The organism is Pseudomonas sp. D3-10 (assembly GCF_051132175.1).
Taxonomy (GTDB): Bacteria; Pseudomonadota; Gammaproteobacteria; order Pseudomonadales; family Pseudomonadaceae; genus Aquipseudomonas.
Map to the genome: position 1 here is coordinate 5,430,788 of NZ_CP071668.1, position 19,912 is coordinate 5,450,699.

The following is a 19,912-nucleotide window of genomic DNA, read 5'->3' on the forward strand; positions in this document are numbered from 1 at the left end:
CGGAAGCGCCCGTGACAGAACTGCAGAACCTCTGGTTGACCGAGACGATACGCCTGCGTGAAGAACACGCCGGCCCGCTCGAGGACCAGGAAGCCAATCGCCTGGCCCGCGCGGCAGGAGGCGATCTATCTACCCGCATCCGCCACCGCGCCGGCTGGCTGGCCGACCGCGACGGCCTTGCTCAAGCCCTGCGCCACTGGCTGCAGGGAGCGCGGCTGGCGCTGATGGCGTTGGCGGTGCTCGCCATCGCCAGCGGCGCCGGCCTGGGCTTCGCCGCCCTCGGCGATGGACGCGCGCCGGTCAACGTTTTCTGGGCCTTGGGCAGCCTGTTGGGGCTGAACCTGCTCCTGCTCATTGGCTGGCTCCTGGGCCTGCTGTTCGCTGGGGAGCAAGGCGCCACGCTGGGACGCCTTTGGCTGTGGCTCAGCGAAAAACTGGCGCGCGATGCCAAGGCTGCCCAACTGGCGCCAGCCCTGCTGCTGTTGTTGCAACGGCACCGGCTCAATCGCTGGGCGCTCGGCGTGCTGGTCAACGGCTTGTGGCTACTGGCGATGCTTAGCGCGCTGGTCATCGTACTGATGCTGATGGCGACCCGGCGTTATGGCTTCGTCTGGGAAACCACGATTCTGGGCGGCGATACCTTTGTCGCCATGACCCAGGCCCTCGGTGCGCTGCCCGCCCTGCTGGGCTTCAGCGTGCCGACCGTCGAGATGATCCGCGCCAGCGGTGACGCCGCGTTGGATATCGAGAGCGCCCGCCAGGCCTGGGCCGGGTGGTTGGTCGGCGTCTTGCTGGTCTACGGCGTGCTGCCGCGCCTGTGCCTGGCGCTGCTGTGCCTGTGGCGATGGCGTCGTGGCCGCGCCAGACTTCGCCTGGACTTGAACCTGCCCGGTTACGCGCAGTTGTGCGAGCGGTTGATGCCCAGCAGCGAGCGCCTGGGCGTCAACGATGCCGCGCCCGCACAGTTGCACAGAATCGACAGCGCCGTCGGGGCAATGGAAAGTGACGGCGCGTTGCTGGTGGCGATCGAGCTGGACGAACGTCCCTGGCCGCCCAAGCTGCCCGACTCCGTTAAAAACGCCGGCATCCTCGACAGCCGCGAGTCCCGCCACAGACTCTTGGAACAACTGTCGCGTTTCCCACCCGCACGCCTGGCGATTGCCTGCGACCCCCGGCGTTCGCCGGACCGTGGAAGCCTAGCGTTGATTGCCGAGCTGGCCCGCAGCGCCAGTGCTACCCGTATCTGGTTATTGCAAGCGCCACCCGGCGAAGCGCTGGACGGCGAGCGCCTGGGTGATTGGCATAACGCGCTGCAACAGTTGGAGTTGCCGTTCGCCGATTGCGCCCCGATGAACTGGCTGGAGACCGGCCATGACTGAATCCATCAAGCCCCTGAAGCTCGCGGTGGTCGGCCACACCAATGTCGGCAAGACCTCCTTGCTGCGCACCCTGACCCGCGACGTCGGCTTCGGCGAGGTGTCCCATCGCCCGAGCACCACCCGTCACGTCGAAGGGGCTCGCCTGTCGGTGGATGGCCAGGCGCTGCTGGAACTGTACGACACGCCGGGGCTGGAAGACGCCATCGCCCTGCTCGATTACCTGGAACGCCTGGAGCGGCCGGGCGAACGCCTGGACGGCCCGGCACGCCTGGCGCGCTTCCTCGATGGCAGTGAGGCCCGGCAACGCTTCGAGCAGGAAGCCAAGGTGCTGCGGCAGTTGCTCGCCAGCGATGCCGGACTGTATGTCATTGATGCCCGCGAGCCGGTGCTGGCCAAATACCGCGATGAGTTGGAAGTCCTCGCCAGTTGCGGCAAACCGCTGCTACCGGTGCTCAACTTCGTCAGCAGCGCCCAGCATCGCGAACCTGAGTGGCGCGAAGCCCTGGCGCGATTGGGCCTGCATGCGCTGGTGCGCTTCGACAGCGTCGCCCCGCCGGAAGACGGCGAACGACGTCTGTACGAAAGCCTTGCGCTGTTGCTGGAAAACGCTCGCGAACAGCTGGAGCGACTGATCGATGATCAACAGGCCCAGCGCCAGGCTCGCCAGCAGAGCGCAAAGCGCCTGATCGCCGAACTTCTGATCGACTGTGCCGCCTGCCGACGCAGCGTCGTCAGCGATGCGGATCTGGAGCACCAGGCCATCGGCCAATTGCGCGACGCCGTCCGTCAGCGCGAGCAGCGCTGCGTTGAAGCGCTGCTCAAGCTTTACGCTTTCCGTGCCCAGGACGCGGCCGCCAGCGATTTGCCTCTGCTGGACGGTCGCTGGGGCGATGACCTGTTCAATCCCGACACCCTCAAGCAATTGGGCGTGCGAGTCGGTGGCGGGATCGCGGCCGGGGCAGCGGCGGGTGCGGGCGTGGATTTGCTGGTGGGAGGGTTGACCCTTGGCGCCGCAGCCCTGGCCGGAGCCATTGCCGGCGGTGCGCTGCAAACCGCCCGCAGCTATGGCAACCGGTTGATGGGCAAGCTCAAGGGCCAGCGCGAACTGACCGTGGACGACAGCGTGCTGCGCCTCCTGGCCTTGCGCCAACGGCAATTGCTGCAAGCGATCAATCAGCGCGGTCATGCGGCGATGGACAGTATCCGTATCGCCACGCCCCACGATAAGACATGGCGCGAAGGCAGGTTGCCCGAAGCATTGAACAAGGCCCGGGCGTATCCGCAGTGGTCGTCGCTCAACCCCAGTCCCCGCTTGAGCCAGGCCGAGCGGCAAGAGCAGATCGAGCTATTGGCCGAGCAGCTTTAGACACCGTCATTTCTGTGGTGAGGGCATTTATCCCCGTTGGGTCGCGAAGCGGCCCCCTGCTTTTTGGATGTGCGGCTGTGGTCGATATTTTTTTGGGGGCGCTTCGCACCCCAGCGGGGATAAATCCCCTCGCCACAAAAAAACGGTTCGCCGCAATTATTCCGCGGCCAACGCTTTTAGCGCCGACGCCGCTTCCGCCAGCTCCAGCTCGCTGAACACCCGTACGCCATGGCGCTTGAGCAACGCCGCCGTCACGCCCTCGCCGAGGACTTTCACACCGCTGAATGTCCCGTCATAGGTGAGCAGGTTGCCGCAGGAGGGGCTGTTGGCCTTCAGCACGGCGATCCGGATGCCGTGTTCGCGCACCAAATCCAACGCTTGATAGGCACCCGACAAAAACTGCGCGCTCACATCCTCGCCATCGGTGGTGATGACCGCCGCGTCGCCATCGAGCACTTTCACTCCTTGCCCGCCAGGAATCTCCGCCGCCGGCCGGGGCGTGGGCAAGCCGCCGGCGACCTCCGGGCACAGCGGCACGACACGACCCTCGTCGAGCCATTGCTGGAGCTGATCGAATGGCCCGCTGGCGCCACCGTCGTAACGCACGCGATGACCGAGCAGACAGCGACTGACTAGGATTTTTTCCATGCTCAGAACAACTCGTTGCCGCGGCGTCGGAACCAACCGGTCAAGGACAGGCGCTCACGCGTCGCCGGCAGCACTTCATGGGGAATGTCCCCCGAGAGAAACACCACCAGGCAGCCGCCGGTGGGCACTACATCGTGCTCACTTTCGCCCAGGTACATGCGCAACTGACCGCCGTGTTCCGGCAGCCACGCGTCATTGAGATAGAGCACCGCCGAGACCATGCGCCGGTCATCGTCACGGAAGCGGTCGACGTGCTTGAGGTAGAACGCACCGGGCGGGTACAGGGCGAAGTGGCTCTCGAAATCCTCCAGTCCCAGGAACAGGCCCCGGTTCAAGGCCTCGCGCAGACTGTCCATCAACCCCAGGTAACGGTCGCAGGCGTCAACCTGGCCGGGCTCGATCCACTGGATGTGATCGCCACGGATCCCTTCGCGAATTTCCGAAAACGGCCCGCGTCCAACGGCGGCCGGGGCCAGTTCACCTTCAGCGGCGCGCTGGCGGCACTCGGCCGCCAAGGCGCGCGTCAGCGCATCCGGCAGGAAGATGTTCTGCTGCGACCAGCCGCGCTCGGCCAGGTCGTCGACGATACGTAACAGCAACGGATGATCAGAAGGTATTTGCATGGCGCGCATAGTATTCCTGTGCCTGCAAAACCGACAGCGCCGCGCAGCGGGTTCGCTGCGCCAGGTGGCACTGCCGTACGAACTTGATACGAATTCTCGACAAGTTCCCGCACCCCACGGAGAATAGTCGGCTGCTGACAGGAGTCCCTATGCGCCGTTTGCTTTTCTCACTGTTGATGTTCTGCGTATTGCCCGCCTGGGCAGACAGCTACGACCAGTTGTACAAGGTCGCCGGCTGGCCGGAACAACGGGCGCATTTCAATGACGCCTTGAATGCCGCGCAGCAGCGCTATCAGAACAGCCTGCCGCCAGCGGTGTTCCAGGCGTTGGTGAACAACAGCAACCAACGGTTCGCGCCCCAGGCCATGGACCAGCGGGCCGAGGCCCAGTTGCGCAATAACCTTGCCGACCCGGACCCGGCCCTGACCTTTTTCCAATCGCCCCTGGGCCGCAAAGTCGTCGCGGCCGAACTGCTCGCCACCCGCCGCGACCAATTGGCGAAGAACGCCAAGGGCCTGCCGAAGATGCAGGCCAGCGATAACCGCCTGCTGATCATCGGCCATCTGGCCCAGGCCCTGCCCGCCCGTGAAGCCGGTGCCGAAGTCAGCCTGGCGATCGCCGGCGTGGCGGCCGACAGCCTGAGTTCGATGATTCCAGGCTTGCTGGGCGGCGGGCAGGCTCAAGGCATGTTGAACGGCCAGCGCCAGCGCCTGATGGACCAGATCGGTGCGGACCTGAACAACACGTTGCTGTACGTCTACCGTGACCTGACCGACACCGAGCTGGAAGAATTCGCCACCTTCGCCGAGTCGGCCGAGGGGCAGGCCTATTACCAGGCGGCGCTGGCGGCGATTCGGGCGGGGTTGGCGGTGGGGCAGAACTTAGGGCAGTAGGGATTCAACATCGCTATCGCGAGCAGGCTCGCTCCCACAGGGACTGATTGCACAGATCCATCGTGGGAGCGAGCCTGCTCGCGAACGCGATAGATCGATCACCGCCGGACCCGACTCATCCGCCTGCTCAAGAACTCAAACATTTCCTGACGCATCGCCAACCTCTCATTCGCCAGGTGATGCCGCCCCTGCGGCAACATCAGAACCTGCGGCCGGTCGAATTTGGCCTGCAACACTTGCAAGTTGTGTCGCCAATCCACCGTCATGTCCGCCTGCCCCTGGACGATCAACGGCTGGCGCGGGCTGCTCGGCGCCGCCTCTATGCGCTTGATCCACTGCGCGAGCGCCCCGACCCACGCGGTGGGCAGGCGCAGCGGTTGCAGCGGGTCGGCCTGCAGGAACGGAAGGAAATCCGGGTCGGTGGAATTCTCGGTGAACCGCCGGGCAATGCCGGTCACGAACGGCTTGAGCAGGTAATAACTGAGGCGCGACCAGCCCCAGGCGCGAGGCCGGACCAGGGGCGACAACAGGATGACCTGGCCCTGGGCCGGGCTGTTTGCGCCCTGGTTGAGGACATGGTCGACCACAATTGCCCCGCCGGTGCTTTGTCCGCACAGGTGCCAGGGTTGCGGCAAGCCAAGGCTGTCCCCTTCTGCCAGCAAACCTTGCAATGTCGCCTGGTAGTCGGCGAAATCGCCGATGCTGGCGCGCTCGCCACTGGACAATCCATGGCCCGGCAAGTCGCAGCTGATCACCACGAACCGCTGCTCCAGCGCCCAGTCGATCAAGTGCCGGTAAAGGCCCATGTGGTCGTAATAGCCATGGAAAAGGAACAGGGTCGCCACGGCTTTTTCCGGCCACCAGACCTGGCCGACCAGCTCATACCCCGCAACGTCGAAACGACCCAGGCCGCTGCGCAGCGTGCGTGCCGGGAAATCCAGTCCATAGAATTGCTGGTAGGCCTGCGCTTGCGCAGACAGCGGCTGCCACTGCGCCAAAGGTTGCAGGCTGGCGCGCAGATGATCAGGGTCAAAAGAAGCGGGCATTGGTATTCCAGGCAGGAGCGCATCGCGCGAAACAGGCTTTGTAAGCCTGTGATATTCATCTGTCGCGTCGGGCATGGCAAGCTACGCGGCTCCAGAGGATCGACTCCATGCGCCCGTCCCACCGCACGACCTTGCTTGCCAGCCTGCTCGCCCTCGCGTGCGCCGTCGTGCTGTGGCTCGCCTACGACTGGTTCCAGGGCCGATTCCTGAGGACGTTCAGCCAACACACGGCAGTATTTTCCGGCGACCCCCTGCGCCTGCCGCCCGACCTGGCCGGCCCCGGCGCAATCCGCCTGGTGCATTTCTGGGATCCGGCCTGCCCGTGCAACGTTGGCAATCAGCAGCACCTCTCCGAGCTGGTCGAGAAATACACCCCCCTTGGCGTGGCGTTCTACGCAGTACAAAAAACCGGCAGCCTGGGCCGCCTGCCTGCCACGCTGAATAGCCTCAAGACACTGCCGGCGCTTCCCGGTTCGGAACAGATTCCTGCCAGCCCCGCCGTGGCGATCTGGGACCGCCACGGCAAACTGGCGTATTTCGGCCCGTACAGCGAAGGCTTGACCTGCAATTCGAGCAACAGCTTTATCGAACCGATTCTCGAAGCGTTGAGTACCGGCCGGCAAGTCGACGCAACCCACACCATGGCGGTGGGTTGTTATTGTCCGTGGGCCCAGGACACATCCAGCAAACAGTAGGGCCGAAGATATCCCTCCGAGGAACGATGCACCGGGAAGCGGTCACGTGTTAAACAGGCGATCCACAGCGAGATCGTGGGACCGCTGCCACTCGAATAAGGAATGACCATGAAACGGACCCTCGTTGCCTTCCTGTCACTGGTCGTCACCGCCGTTATCGTCGCGGGCGGCTACCTCTACAGCAAGCAGCCCACCCGCCAGGGCACGGTGCAGTTGCAAGGGCTGCAAGGCTCGGTGACGGTGCGCTACGACGAACGCGGCGTGCCGCATATTCGCGCCGAGAACGAAACCGACCTGTACCGTGCCCTCGGTTACGTCCACGCCCAGGATCGGCTGTTCCAGATGGAGATCATGCGGCGCCTCGCCCGGGGCGAGTTGGCCGAGATCCTCGGGCCCAAGTTGCTCGACACCGACAAGCTGATGCGCAGCCTGCGCATTCGCGAGCGCGCCGCCAGCTACGTCGCCGAGCAGGATCGACAGTCGCCGGCCTGGATCGCTACGCAAGCGTACCTGGACGGCATCAACGCCTATCAGCAAACCCACACGCGGCCGCTGGAGTTCGATGTGCTGGGCATTCCCAAGCGTCCCTTTACCGCTGAAGACACCGCCAGCATCGTCGGCTACATGGCCTACAGCTTCGCCGCGGCCTTTCGCACCGAACCCTTGCTGAGCTATGTGCGCGACGAACTCGGTGCCGAGTACCTGAAGATTTTCGACCTCGACTGGCAGCCCCAGGGCGTCCTGCCTCAGGATCCGGCAGGCGGCACGACATTGTCCGCCACTGACTGGAAAGACCTCAACGCCCTCGCCCGCCTGAGTGAGCAGGCCTTGGCCGACCATGGCCTGCCGCAGTTCGAAGGCAGCAACGCCTGGGCGGTCTCGGGCAACCGCACCCACAGCGGCAAGCCTTTGCTGGCGGGCGATCCGCATATCCGCTTTTCCACGCCGTCGGTGTGGTACGAAGCCCACCTGTCGGCGCCAGGTTTCGAACTCTACGGCCAGTATCAGGCCCTCATGCCGTTCGCCTCCCTGGGCATGAACAAGGATTTCGGCTGGAGCATCACCATGTTCCAGAACGACGACCTGGACCTGATCGCCGAGAAGATCAACCCGGACAACCCCGAACAGGTCTGGTACCGCGGCCAATGGGTGGACATGACCCGCAGCGAACAGCAGATCGCCGTCAAAGGCCAGGCGACGGTAACGCTGGTGTTGCGCCAGTCGCCCCACGGCCCGATCGTCAACGATGCCCTCGGCGCCAATGCGGGCAAGACGCCAATCGCCATGTGGTGGGGGTTCCTGGAAAGCCGCAATCCGATCCTCGAGGCGTTCTACCAGCTCAACCGCGCCGACACCTTGGTGAAGGCCCGCGGTGCGTCGGCCAATATCCATGCGCCGGGGCTAAACGTGGTCTGGGCCAATGCCAAGGGCGACATCGGCTGGTGGGCCGCGGCGCAATTGCCCAAGCGGCCGGCTGGCGTGAAACCCGGCTTCATTCTCGACGGCACCAGCGCCGAAGCGGAAAAAGACGGTTTCTACCCTTTCAGCAGCAATCCCCAGGAAGAGAACCCGGCCCGGGGCTACATCCTCTCAGCGAATTTCCAGCCGGTGGCGGCCAGCGGGATCGAGATCCCTGGCTACTACAACCTCGCCGACCGGGGTCAGCAACTCGACCGACAACTGAGCGACAAACAGGCCAAATGGGACATCCAGACCACCCAGAAACTGCAACTGGGCACCACCACCGCCTATGGCCCGCGCCTGCTTGCACCTTTGTTGCCGATCCTGCGCGAAGCGGTCAGCGACCCGCAGGAGCGCAAGTGGGTGGAACAACTGGCTGAGTGGAAGGGCGACTACCCGCTGGACTCCATCAGCGCCACGTTGTTCAACCAGTTCCTGTATGACCTGGCCAACACCGCCCTGCGGGACGAACTGGGCGACGGATTCTTCGAAACCGCGCTATCGACCCGTGTCATCGACGCCGCGCTGCCACGCCTGGCCGCCGAGAAAGACTCGCCGTGGTGGGACGACCGATCGACGCTGGGCACCGAAACCCGCGCCGACACGGTGATCAAAGCCTGGGACAAATCCCTGGCGCACTTGAGGGCGACGCTGGGGGCCGACCCCGCCCAATGGCGGTGGGGTCAGGCACACACCCTGACCCACGGGCATCCCCTGGGCCAGCAAAAGCCACTGGACCGGGTCTTCAACGTTGGACCGTTCGCCGCACCCGGCACCCATGAAGTGCCGAACAATCTCTCGGCCAAGATCGGACCGGCGCCCTGGCCCGTGACCTATGGCCCTTCCACTCGGCGCATCATTGACTTCGTCGACCCGGCCCACAGCGTCACCATCAACCCTGTCGGCCAGAGCGGCGTACCATTCGACAAGCACTATGAGGACCAGGCCGACGCCTACATCGAAGGGCTGTATCACCAGGCGCACCTGGCCGAGGAAGAAGTCACCGCCAACACCCACGGCACACTGAAACTGCTGCCCGCCAGGGCCGAGCCCTGACCATGGCATCGGAATGTTTCTGACGATCGACAGGCTTGGACATCAATGATCGTCAGGACTGCAAAAGCCCAACCCGTTTATCTCAATGGAGTCGATGCAATGTTCAATAACTGGTCCGAACTGCTGCCCACCATCAAGAGTGCCTTTGGCGCCCTGGGCAAAAGCAATCCGAAAATGGTCAAGGCCTACATGGCCCTGGATGAGGCTGCCGCCGAGAACAGCGTGCTCGACGCCAAGACCCGTGAACTGATCTCCATCGCCGTGGCGATCACCACCCGATGTGACGGCTGCATCGGCGTACACACCGACGCCGCGATCAAGGCCGGCGCGACCCGCGAAGAAATCGCCGCCACCCTGGCAACGGCGGTCTCGCTGAATGCCGGAGCGGCTTATATCTATTCCCTGCGGGCGCTGGAGGCCCATGACGCACTGAAAAAATGAGCTTAAAGCAACGCGGCAAAATTCAACCTGAACTGTTGCGGCGTCACGCCCAACCGCCGATTGAAGACGCTGCGCATGTGTTGGGCATCGCGAAAGCCGCATTGGTAAGCGACGGTCTTGAGCGGTGCCCGAGTGCTTTCCAGCATCACGCGCGCCGCGTCTACCCGGGCCTGCTCGACGAACTCGGCTGGCGTGACCTTCGCCTCCCGGGCGAACACGCGGGAGAAATTGCGTGGGCTCATGTTCGCCGCGCTGGCGAGGTTGGCGATGCCCAGATCACCGTTGAGATTCGCCAGCACGTACGCCTGGACCTGGGCCACGGTGGAGGTCGGCTCGGCATGGGGCGCGAGAAACGGACTGAACTGTGATTGGCCGCCTGAACGCTGGGTGAACACCACCAGCCGCTTGGCGACATTCAGTGCCACCTCCGGCCCATGGTCCTGAGCCAGCAGAAACAGCGACAGGTCGATTCCCGCCGTAACGCCCGCCGAGGTATACAGCTCGCCGTCCTGCACGTACAGCCGATCGGCTTCGATCCGGGTCGAGGGGCACAGCTGCGCCAGCGCCGAAGCATCGCCCCAATGGGTGGTGACGGTCCGCCCCTGGAGCAATCCCGCCCGAGCGAGCATGAACGCGCCATTGCAGATCGAACCGAAGCGCCGGGCCCGGGCGCAGGCTTCGCGCAGCCAGGCATTGAACGCTGGGCCAACGTCCATGAACGGCAATTGCGGCCCGCCCGCGACCAGCAGCAGGTCGTACGGCCCTGACGCTTCGCTGAAATGGCGGTGGGGATTGAGGGACATGCCGTTGGAGCAAGACGTCGCACCGCGCTCGACGCCGATCACTTCCAGCCGATAGTGATCCTGCGCGGCGAGAAAGCGATTGGCTTCGCAGAACACATCCAGGGGGCCGCTGACGTCCAGGGACTGGACGCCCGTGAACACCACGATGGCGACGGTTTTTTCCATGGTGCTCACTTACCTGTCCGGGTTGACCACAGAACCCTAGCCAATCCGGCGTGCAGAAGCCAGATGGCATGAAACCCAAGTTCATTGGCCGTAATCGCAGCCATGGCGCGATTGCTGCGCCGTATCCCGGCGAACAGACTGAACCCTCAGCGCCGCCACGGCGCACCGTCAAGAGGAGAGCAGCATGACCCGCATCGCCGGCATCCAGATTCCCGACAGCGCCCTCGCCCGGGCCACCACCGAATACATCCGCGACATTGAATCGGACCTGCTGTATCACCATTCCCGCCGGGTGTTCCTGTTCGGCGCCTTGAGCGGCCAGCGCCAGCAGTTGGCTTACGATCCGCAGCTGCTCTACGTCGGCGCGATGTTCCACGACCTCGGGTTGGTGGAAGGCTACCGCAGCGACGATGAGCGCTTCGAAGTGGACGGCGCGAATGCCGCCGCGGCCTTCCTCAAACCCTACGGGTTGAGCGATGACGACATCGAGCAAGTGTGGCTGTCGATCGCGCTGCACACCACGCCCGGCGTGCCGAAGCACCTGCGCCCCAACGTCGCCCTGGTGACCGCTGGCGTGGAAATGGACGTGCTGGGCATGGATTACGCCGCGTTCCCCGCCGCACAGCGCGACGCCGTGGTGCATGCGCATCCCCGGGGAGAAGGCTTCAAGGAGTGCATCATCTGCGCCTTCGCCGACGGCTTGCGGCATCGTCCACATACCACCTTCGGCAATGTGAAAACCGATGTGCTGAGGGATCAGGAGCCGGGGTTCAAGCCGATGAACTTCGTTGAAGTGATCCGCAGCTCGCCCTGGAATTCATAGCCAGCACACCCCACCGCTATCGCGAGCAGGCTCGCTCCCACAAGGGGATCTGCAGTGAGCCACGGATTTGCAGGCAAAAAAACACCAGTGGGAGCGAGCTCGCTCCCACATTTTGGTCCCAGAGTCGGTTAGGCCGAAGCGGTTTCCGCCCGGCGTACTTCCGGTTGCTTCCAGGAATCGGCGGCGCTTTCCTCGATCGCTTGCTGGATCGCCCGCTTGCGGTTTTCTTCGGCACGGCGGCTGAAGTACCAGACCAGGAAGGTCACCAGGGACACCGCCAGCAGGATCAGGCTCGCCACGGCGTTGATTTCCGGTTTCACCCCCAGGCGCACCGCCGAGAAGACTTCCATCGGCAAGGTGGTCGAGCCAGGGCCGGAGACGAAGCTTGCCAGCACCAGGTCGTCGAGGGACAGCGCGAACGACATCATGCCGCCCGCCGCCAGCGACGGCGCGATCATTGGAATGGTGATCAGGAAGAACACCTTCCACGGCCGCGCGCCGAGGTCCATGGCCGCCTCTTCGATGGACAGGTCCAGCTCACGCAAGCGCGCCGAGACCACCACCGCCACGTAGGCCGCGCAGAACGTCGTGTGGGCGATCCAGATCGTGACGATGCCACGTTCCTGAGGCCAGCCGATCATTTGCGCCATGGCCACGAACAACAGCAACAGCGACAGGCCGGTGATCACTTCCGGCATCACCAATGGCGCGGTGACCAGGCCGCCGAACAGCGTCCGACCCTTGAAGTGGGTGATGCGGGTCAGCACGAAGGCCGCCAGCGTGCCCAGGGCCACCGCGGCAATCGCCGTGTAGCAGGCGATTTCCAACGAGCGCATCACCGAGCCCATCAGCTGGCTGTTGTCCAGCAGGCCGACGTACCACTTGACTGACCAACCGCCCCACACCGTCACCAGTTTGGAGGCGTTGAACGAGTAGATCACCAGAATCAGCATCGGCGCGTAGATGAACAACAGACCCAGCACCAGCATCAGGCTTGAAAAACTGAAGCGCTTCATTACTTGCCCTCCATTTCTTTGGCCTGACTGCGGTTGAACAGGATGATGGGCACGATCAGGATCGCCAGCATCACCACCGCCAAGGCGGATGCCACCGGCCAGTCTCGATTATTGAAGAATTCCTGCCACAGCACTTTGCCGATCATTAGCGTTTCCGGGCCGCCCAGCAGTTCCGGAATCACGAACTCGCCCACCACCGGGATGAACACCAGCATGCAGCCGGCGATGATGCCGTTCTTGGACAGCGGCACGGTGATCTTCCAGAAGCTGTTGAAGGTGCTCGAACCCAGGTCCGACGCGGCTTCCAGCAGGCTGGCATCATGCTTCACCAGGTTGGCGTAGAGCGGCAGGATCATGAACGGCAGGTAGGAATAGACCACGCCGATATAGACCGCCAGGTTGGTGTTGAGAATTTGCAGGGGTTCGCTGATCCAACCCATGCTCATCAGAAAGCCGTTGAGCAAGCCGTTGTTGCTGAGGATACCCATCCACGCGTAGACGCGAATCAGGATCGCGGTCCAGGTCGGCATCATGATCAGCAGCACCAGCACCGTCTGCATCTCTTTGCGGGCGTTGGCGATGCCATAGGCCATGGGGTAGCCGATCAGCAGGCACAACGTGGTGCTGATCAGCGCCATCTTCAGCGAGCCGAGATAGGCGGAGATGTACAGCTCATCCTCGCTGAGCATCACATAGTTGCCAAGGTTGAGCAGCACCTGCAGCTTCTGGTCGATGTAGCTGTAGATTTCGGTGTAAGGCGGGATCGCCACGTCGGCTTCGGCGAAACTGATCTTCAGGACGATGAAGAACGGCAGCATGAAGAACAGGAACAGCCAGATGAAGGGCACCCCGATGACCATCTGACGGCCACCGGGCGTTATTCGGGCGAGTCGGCGTTTGAACTTGCGCATGTTCATGAGCGAAGCACCACGCCGCTGTCGTCTTCCCACCAGACGAATACCTGGTCGCCCCAGGTCGGACGCTGGCCTCGGCGTTCGGCGTTGGCGACGAACGACTGCACCAGCTTGCCACTCGGCAGCTCGACGTAGAACACCGAGTGGCCGCCCAGGTAGGCGATGTCATGGACCTTGCCACTGGACCAGTTGTGCTCGCAGGTTGGCTGCTCGGGCGTGACCAAGAGTTTTTCCGGGCGGATGGCGTAGGTGACGGACTTGTCCTGCACCGAGGTGCTGATGCCGTGGCCGACGTAAATGTTGCGGTCCAGGTCCTTGCACGTCAGCACCGCGTGGCCCTCGGCGTCGTCCACCACTTCGGTCTCGAAGATGTTGACGTTGCCGATGAATTCACAGACCAGGCGGCTGGTCGGGGTCTCGTAGATATCGATCGGGCTGCCGATCTGGGCGATCCATCCCAGGTGCATGATCGCAATGCGCTCGGCCATCGTCATGGCCTCTTCCTGGTCGTGAGTCACCATCACGCAAGTCACGCCGACCCGCTCGATGATCTCCACCAGCTCAAGTTGCATCTGCGAGCGCAGCTTCTTGTCCAGAGCGCCCATTGGCTCGTCGAGCAGCAAGAGTTTGGGCCGCTTGGCCAGGGATCGGGCCAGGGCCACGCGCTGGCGCTGGCCACCAGAGAGTTGGTGCGGCTTGCGCTTGGCGTACTGGCTCATCTGCACCAGCTTGAGCATTTCAGCCACGCGGGCGTCGATCTCGGCTTTCGGGATCTTGTCCTGTTGCAGGCCGAAGGCGATGTTCTGTGCCACGGTCATGTGGGGGAACAAGGCGTAGGACTGGAACATCATGTTGATCGGCCGCTCGTAGGGCGGCAGGTCGGTGATGTCCACGCCATCGAGGAAAATCCGCCCCTCCGTGGGCCGCTCGAAGCCTGCCAGCATGCGCAGCAAAGTGGATTTGCCCGATCCCGAACCGCCGAGCAAGGCAAAGATCTCGCCTTTCTTGATTTCCAGGGACACGTCGTCCACGGCAATCGTCTCGTCGAACTTCTTCGTGACCCGGTCGATCTTGACCAGCACCTGCTTGGGTGTCTGGTCGCCCTCGAGGGCTTTCTTATAGGCGCCGGAGGCAACTGCCATTTACGAAACTCCCACAAAATTTGCAGCTCGCCCAAGACGGGCGAACCTTGGAAAAGTTAGAGCGCTTGACGCTATTTACCCGACTTGACCTTGGTCCAGCTGCGGGTCATGAGTCGTTGGATCTTGGGCGGCAACTCGGAGTTGACGTAGAGCTTGTCGACAACCTCCTGCGGGGGATAAACCGCTTCGTCGGTGCGCACTTCCTGGTCCATCAGTTCGCCAGCCTTGGGGTTCGGGTTGGCATAACCGACGTAGTCGCTCACCTGGGCGATGACCTCAGGCTTGAGCAGATAGTTGATGAACGCGTGGGCCTCCTTGACGTTGGCGGCGTCGCGTGGGATTGCCAGCATGTCGAACCAGAGGTTGCCGCCTTCCTTGGGAATCACGTAGGCGATTTCGACGCCCTTGCCGGCCTCGCTGGCACGTTCACGGGCCTGGAAAATATCGCCGGAGAACCCGGCAGCCACGCAGATGTTGCCGTTGGCCAGGTCCGAGATGTACTTGGAGGAGTTGAAGTAGGTCACGTAAGGCCGGATCTTGAGGAGCTGGGCCTCGGCCTTCTTGTAGTCTTCGGGGTTCTGGCTGTTGGGGTCCAGGCCCAGGTAGTTGAGCATCGCCGGGATCATCTCGTCGCCCGAGTCGAGGAACGAAACGCCGCAGCTGGACAGCTTCTTGATGTTTTCCGGTTCAAACAGCATGGCCCACGAGTCGATTTTTTCGACACCCAGTACCGCCTTGATCTTCTCGACGTTATAGCCGATGCCGTTGGTGCCCCACAGGTAAGGCACGGCGTATTGATTGCCCGAGTCGTTTTTTTCCAGACGCTTGAGCAGCGAAGGATCGAGGTTGGCGTAGTTCGGCAGCTGCGATTTGTCGAGCTTCTGGAACGCCCCGGCCTTGATCTGCTTGCCCAGGAAATGGTTGGACGGCACGACCACGTCGTAACCGGTGCGACCGGCCAGCAACTTGCCTTCCAGGGTTTCGTTGGAATCGAACACATCGTAGACCGGCTTGATCCCGGTGGCTTTCTCGAAGTCTGCCAGGGTGGATTCGCCGATGTAGTCCGACCAGTTATAAATATGCACGGTGGAAGCCGCTTGGGCACTGACAGCGAGTGTCAGGCCAGCACCGACCAGCAAGGCGTTGCGCAACAAAGAAAAGACAGGCACGTGGAGGTCCTCTTAAATAGTTGGGCCCAAGTTGCCCCCGTTACCGGGCAACGATATGCCCTGCAACAAAACCGGCGCGCAACTTACCCTCGATAAACCGATCCAGCAAAATTTTTAGTTATTTAATTGCTCCTGTTGCCGCCCTCCCGGGGACGGCGACAACCGGAGCGTGCTTCAAGCCGGCTTATTTGCCGGATTTGATCTTGGTCCAGCTGCGGGTCAGGATCCGCTGGGTCGCCGACGGCAGGTCGGCGATGGCGTACAGCTTGGCCTTCACTTCGTCCGATGGGTAGATGCTCGGGTCACCGGAGATTTCCTTGTCCACCAGCGCGGTGGCGGCCTTGTTGCCGTTAGGGAAACGCACGTTGTCGGTGATCTCAGCCATGATTTCCGGCTGCATGATGAAGTTCATCCACTTGTAGGCGGCTTCGACGTTTTCGGCATCTTTTGGAATGGCGACCATGTCGTAGAACGAACCGGCACCTTCCTTCGGAATGGTGTAGGCCACTTTCACCTTGCCGCCAGCTTCAGCCGCACGGCTCTTGGATTGCTCGATGTCACCCGAGTAACCCACGGCCACGCAGATGTTGCCGTTGGCCAGGTCCGAAATGTACTTGGAAGAGTGGAAGTAACCGATCGATGGGCGCAGCTTGAGGAACAGTGCTTCGGCTTCGGCCAGTTGCTTCTTGTCCTGGCTGTCGGTCGGGTAGCCGAGGTAATGCAGAGCCACGGGAATCATTTCGGTTGGCGAATCGAGGAAGCTCACGCCGCAGCTCTTGAGCTTGGCAATGTTCTCGGGCTTGAGCAGCACGTCCCAGGAGTCGATCTTGTCGACGCCCAACGCGGCCTTGACCTTCTCGGGGTTGTACCCGATGCCGATGGTGCCCCACATGTACGGAAACGCGTGCTTGTTGCCCTGGTCGCTGGCATCGCCGACGGCCTTGAGCAGGTCGGGGTCCAGGTTCTTCCAATTCGGCAGCTTGGACTTGTCCAGCTCCTGGTAGACGCCGGCCTTGATCTGCTTGGCGAGGAAGTTGTTCGACGGCACCACGACGTCATAGCCGGATTTGCCGGCCAGCAACTTGGCTTCCAGCGTCTCGTTACTGTCGAATACGTCGTAGACGACCTTGATCCCCGTTTCCTTCTCGAACTTGGCGACCGTGTCCGGCGCGATGTAGTCGGACCAGTTATAGACGTGCAGCACCTTGTCGTCCGCCTGGACGGCGCCCGCCATCACGCCCATCAGGGACATGGCGAGGAGGGTCTTGCCAGCTAACTTCATACCTAATGTCTTCATGCCTAATGCCTTCATGAAAAGTGCTCCAGTTATTCTTCTTGGCCACGGTTGCGTAGCCGGCTCTCTGGCAACTTGAACAGCGGGGGTAGTCTGGCAAGTTACAGGGCAAGCTTTCAACAAAAGCCCAGCCTTTTGTTCACGCTGGGCGAGGCCCATGCTGGCACCTCGCTCAGAGCCTAGCACTTAGCCCTGCAACGCACTGAGCGTCAGGTCCAGGCATTGCCGCGCCTTGGCCACCAGTTCGTCGATCTCGGCCTTGCTGATCACCAGCGGTGGCGCAATGATCATGGTGTCGCCCACGGCGCGCATGATCAGCCCATTATCGAAGCAGAACTGCCGGCAGATCATGCCCACGCCCTTGCCTTCGTAACGCTTGCGCGTGGCCTTGTCCTGGACCAGCTCGATCGCCCCCAGCAAACCGACGCCGCGCACTTCACCCACCAGCGGATGATCGTTCAGTTCCCGCAGACGTTGCTGCAAATAGGGTGCCGTCTCGCCGTGGACACGCTCGATGATTTTCTCGTCGCGCAGGATCCTGATATTTTCCAGGGCCACTGCCGCAGCCACCGGATGGCCGGAGTAGGTGAACCCGTGGTTGAAGTCGCCGCCTTCGTTGAGCACCGCGACCACGTCGTCGCGCACGATCAGGCCACCCATGGGGATGTAGCCGGAGGTCAGGCCCTTGGCGATGGTCATCATGTGTGGTTTCAACCCGTAATGGTCGGTACCGAACCACTCGCCGGTGCGCCCGAAACCACAGATGACCTCGTCGGCCACGAAGAGGATGTCGTACTTGGCGAGGATTTCCTTCATGCGCGGCCAGTAGCTGTCCGGCGGCACGATCACGCCACCGGCGCCCTGGATCGGCTCGGCGATGAACGCACCGACGTTATCCACGCCGATCTCGAGGATTTTTTCTTCCAGCTGATTGGCCGCCCAGATGCCGAACTCTTCAGGGCTCATGTCGCCGCCTTCACCGAACCAGTACGGTTGGGCGATGTGGACGATGCCCGGGATCGGCAGGTCGCCTTGCTCGTGCATGTAGGTCATGCCGCCCAGGCTCGCGCCGGCCACGGTCGAACCGTGATAACCGTTCTTGCGACTGATGATGACTTTCTTGTTCGGCTGGCCCTTGATCGCCCAGTAGTGGCGGACCATGCGCAACATGGTGTCGTTGCCTTCGGAGCCAGAGCCGGTGAAGAACACGTGGTTCATGCCTTGCGGCGCGATATCGGCGATGGCCTTGGACAATTCCAGCACGGGCGGGTGAGCGGTCTGGAAGAAGAGGTTGTAGTACGGCAGCTCACGCATCTGTTGGCTGGCGGCGTCCGCCAGTTCATCGCGACCGTAACCAACGGCCACACACCAGAGGCCGGCCATGCCGTCGAGAATCTTGTTGCCTTCACTGTCCCAGAGGTACACGCCCTTGGCGTGGGTGATGATGCGCGGGCCTTTCTCTTTCAGTTGCTTGAAGTCGCTGAACGGTGCCAGGTGATGATCGCTGCTAAGAGCCTGCCATTCGCGAGTTTGCGGGTTGTTGCGGGTCATGCGAATTCTCCTTTGTTCCATGAGGGCGGGGCCTATGGCAGCCCCGCCCGGCGCATCAGACGGCAAAGAGCAGGAATTCCCGCTCCCACGAACTGATGACGCGCTTGAAGTTTTCATGCTCGGCCCGTTTGACCGCGACGTAGCCCGTGATGAATTTCTTGCCCAGGTACTTCTCGATGGTGGTGCTGTTCTCCATGCGTTCCAGGGCGTCTTCGATGGTCAGCGGCAGGCGCAGGTTGCGGCGCTCATACCCTCGACCCACCACCGGCGCGCTCGGGTTGATGCCTTCGACCATGCCGATGTAGCCGCACAGCAGGCTGGCGGCAATCGCCAGGTACGGGTTGGCGTCGGCGCCCGGCAGGCGATTTTCCACCCGACGGTTCTGCGGCCCGGCATCCGGCACCCGCAGGCCCACGGTGCGGTTCTCTTCGCCCCACTCCACGTTCACCGGCGCCGAGGTGTCGGGCAGGAAGCGGCGGAACGAGTTGACGTTGGGTGCAAACAGCGGCAACAGCTCAGGGATGAATTTCTGCAGGCCACCGATGTGGTGCAGGAACAGATCGCTCATGGTCCCGTCTTCATTGGAGAAGACGTTCTTGCCTGTTTCCTTGTCGATAATGCTCTGGTGCAGGTGCATGGCGCTGCCCGGCTCGCCGGTCATGGGCTTGGCCATGAACGTGGCGGCCACGTCGTGCTTGAGCGCGGCCTCGCGCATGGTGCGTTTGAACACCAGGATCTGGTCGGCCAGGGACAGCGCATCGCCGTGACGGAAATTGATTTCCATCTGCGCGGTGCCGTCTTCGTGGATCAGTGTGTCGAGGTCCAGCTCCTGCAATTCGCACCAGTCATAGACGTCTTCGAACAGCGGGTCGAATTCGTTGGCCGCTTCGATCGAGAACGACTGGCGACCGGTTTCCGGCCGACCGGAGCGGCCGATCGGTGGTTGCAGCGGAAAGTCCGGGTCGTCGCTGCGCTTGGTCAGGTAGAACTCCATCTCCGGCGCGACAATCGGCTGCCAGCCCTTGTCCGCGTAGAGCTTGAGCACCTTCTTCAATACGTTGCGGGGCGACAGCTCGATGGGGTTGCCCTGCTTGTCGTAGGAGTCATGGATCACTTGAGCGGTGGGCTCGATGGCCCAGGGCACCAGGAAGACTGCGTTTTCGTCCGGGCGGCACATCATGTCGATGTCGGCAGGGTCGAGCAGTTCGTAATAGATGTCGTCTTCGACATAGTCGCCCGTTACGGTCTGGAGCAGGACGCTCTCGGGCAGGCGCATGCCTTTTTCGGCAATGAACTTGTTGGTCGGCGAAATCTTGCCCCGGGTGATGCCGGTCAGGTCGCCAATCATGCATTCGACTTCTGTGATCTTGTGGTCTTTCAACCAATCGGTGAGCTGGTCGAGGTTGTTACTCATAAATGCCTCTAGG

18 protein-coding genes are annotated in these 19,912 nt (G+C 62.5%); 7 read left to right on the forward strand and 11 right to left on the reverse strand.

Going from position 1 to position 19,912, the window contains the following annotated elements:
• The first annotated feature begins 11 nt into the window (after positions 1-11).
• Positions 12-1,379: a DUF2868 domain-containing protein gene (locus J3P90_RS24675; protein WP_434675524.1), complete on the forward strand. Its 1,368-nt coding sequence runs from the start codon at positions 12-14 to the stop codon at positions 1,377-1,379.
• A complete protein-coding gene (locus J3P90_RS24680) occupies positions 1,372-2,745 on the forward strand; it encodes a GTPase/DUF3482 domain-containing protein (RefSeq protein ID WP_434675525.1) in 1,374 nt (457 codons plus the stop codon). Before J3P90_RS24675 ends, J3P90_RS24680 begins: the two co-directional genes overlap by 8 nt.
• A 156-nt stretch (positions 2,746-2,901) precedes the next feature.
• Here J3P90_RS24680 and J3P90_RS24685 read toward each other — a convergent pair whose 3' ends face one another.
• Both J3P90_RS24685 and J3P90_RS24690 read right to left on the reverse strand, forming a co-directional pair.
• Complete coding sequence (locus tag J3P90_RS24685) at positions 2,902-3,393, reverse strand: DUF523 domain-containing protein (protein WP_434561753.1); 492 nt, start codon at positions 3,391-3,393, stop codon at positions 2,902-2,904.
• A gap of 2 nt (positions 3,394-3,395) precedes the next feature.
• Entirely contained in the window at positions 3,396-4,025 is a 630-nt protein-coding gene (locus J3P90_RS24690) for a 2OG-Fe(II) oxygenase (RefSeq protein ID WP_420765069.1), read from the reverse strand.
• Positions 4,026-4,165: 140 nt separating this feature from the next.
• Here J3P90_RS24690 and J3P90_RS24695 point away from each other — a divergent pair, with 140 nt between their 5' ends.
• Positions 4,166-4,909, forward strand: coding sequence for a DUF2059 domain-containing protein (locus J3P90_RS24695; RefSeq protein ID WP_420765070.1), 744 nt, complete (start codon positions 4,166-4,168; stop codon positions 4,907-4,909).
• 98 nt (positions 4,910-5,007) lie between these two features.
• Here J3P90_RS24695 and J3P90_RS24700 read toward each other — a convergent pair whose 3' ends face one another.
• On the reverse strand, positions 5,008-5,955 hold the full coding sequence (locus tag J3P90_RS24700; RefSeq protein ID WP_434675526.1) for an alpha/beta hydrolase: 948 nt from the start codon (positions 5,953-5,955) through the stop codon (positions 5,008-5,010).
• 107 nt (positions 5,956-6,062) lie between these two features.
• Between J3P90_RS24700 and J3P90_RS24705 the strand changes: the two genes are divergently transcribed.
• From J3P90_RS24705 to J3P90_RS24715, 3 genes are all read left to right on the forward strand, one after another.
• Positions 6,063-6,650 carry a DUF6436 domain-containing protein gene (locus J3P90_RS24705; protein ID WP_434608988.1) on the forward strand — a complete coding sequence of 196 codons (588 nt, stop codon included), beginning with the start codon at positions 6,063-6,065 and terminating at the stop codon, positions 6,648-6,650.
• 108 nt (positions 6,651-6,758) lie between these two features.
• Complete coding sequence (locus tag J3P90_RS24710; RefSeq protein WP_434675527.1) at positions 6,759-9,167, forward strand: penicillin acylase family protein; 2,409 nt, start codon at positions 6,759-6,761, stop codon at positions 9,165-9,167.
• 99 nt (positions 9,168-9,266) lie between these two features.
• Positions 9,267-9,608 (forward strand): carboxymuconolactone decarboxylase family protein, encoded by a 342-nt coding sequence (locus J3P90_RS24715; RefSeq protein ID WP_434675528.1) that lies wholly within the window; start codon positions 9,267-9,269, stop codon positions 9,606-9,608.
• Between the two features lie 2 nt (positions 9,609-9,610).
• Here the strand turns inward: J3P90_RS24715 and J3P90_RS24720 are convergent, their stop codons facing one another.
• On the reverse strand, positions 9,611-10,576 hold the full coding sequence (locus tag J3P90_RS24720; protein WP_434564069.1) for a GlxA family transcriptional regulator: 966 nt from the start codon (positions 10,574-10,576) through the stop codon (positions 9,611-9,613).
• A gap of 184 nt (positions 10,577-10,760) precedes the next feature.
• Between J3P90_RS24720 and J3P90_RS24725 the strand changes: the two genes are divergently transcribed.
• The gene (locus tag J3P90_RS24725) at positions 10,761-11,399 is read left to right on the forward strand and encodes an HD domain-containing protein (RefSeq protein WP_434561743.1); all 639 of its coding nucleotides are present in this window, start codon (positions 10,761-10,763) and stop codon (positions 11,397-11,399) included.
• Between the two features lie 128 nt (positions 11,400-11,527).
• On the opposite strand, the gene J3P90_RS24730 is transcribed toward J3P90_RS24725, so the two are convergent.
• The 7 genes from J3P90_RS24730 to J3P90_RS24760 all read right to left on the reverse strand — a co-directional run bounded on the left by J3P90_RS24730 (position 11,528) and on the right by J3P90_RS24760 (position 19,899).
• Positions 11,528-12,415: an ABC transporter permease subunit gene (locus tag J3P90_RS24730; protein ID WP_420765075.1), complete on the reverse strand. Its 888-nt coding sequence runs from the start codon at positions 12,413-12,415 to the stop codon at positions 11,528-11,530.
• Positions 12,415-13,332, reverse strand: coding sequence for an ABC transporter permease subunit (locus J3P90_RS24735; RefSeq protein WP_420765076.1), 918 nt, complete (start codon positions 13,330-13,332; stop codon positions 12,415-12,417). Before J3P90_RS24735 ends, J3P90_RS24730 begins: the two co-directional genes overlap by 1 nt.
• Positions 13,329-14,471 carry an ABC transporter ATP-binding protein gene (locus J3P90_RS24740; RefSeq protein WP_420765077.1) on the reverse strand — a complete coding sequence of 381 codons (1,143 nt, stop codon included), beginning with the start codon at positions 14,469-14,471 and terminating at the stop codon, positions 13,329-13,331. The genes J3P90_RS24735 and J3P90_RS24740 overlap by 4 nt, the downstream gene beginning before the upstream one ends.
• 71 nt (positions 14,472-14,542) lie before the next feature.
• Positions 14,543-15,640: a polyamine ABC transporter substrate-binding protein gene (locus J3P90_RS24745; RefSeq protein ID WP_434561741.1), complete on the reverse strand. Its 1,098-nt coding sequence runs from the start codon at positions 15,638-15,640 to the stop codon at positions 14,543-14,545.
• Positions 15,641-15,824: 184 nt separating this feature from the next.
• The gene (locus tag J3P90_RS24750; protein WP_420765174.1) at positions 15,825-16,922 is read right to left on the reverse strand and encodes a polyamine ABC transporter substrate-binding protein; all 1,098 of its coding nucleotides are present in this window, start codon (positions 16,920-16,922) and stop codon (positions 15,825-15,827) included.
• Between the two features lie 198 nt (positions 16,923-17,120).
• A complete protein-coding gene (locus J3P90_RS24755; RefSeq protein ID WP_420765079.1) occupies positions 17,121-18,485 on the reverse strand; it encodes an aspartate aminotransferase family protein in 1,365 nt (454 codons plus the stop codon).
• A gap of 55 nt (positions 18,486-18,540) precedes the next feature.
• Positions 18,541-19,899, reverse strand: a complete 1,359-nt coding sequence (locus J3P90_RS24760) for a glutamine synthetase family protein (RefSeq protein ID WP_030138097.1) — start codon at positions 19,897-19,899, stop codon at positions 18,541-18,543.
• Positions 19,900-19,912 lie beyond the last annotated feature (13 nt).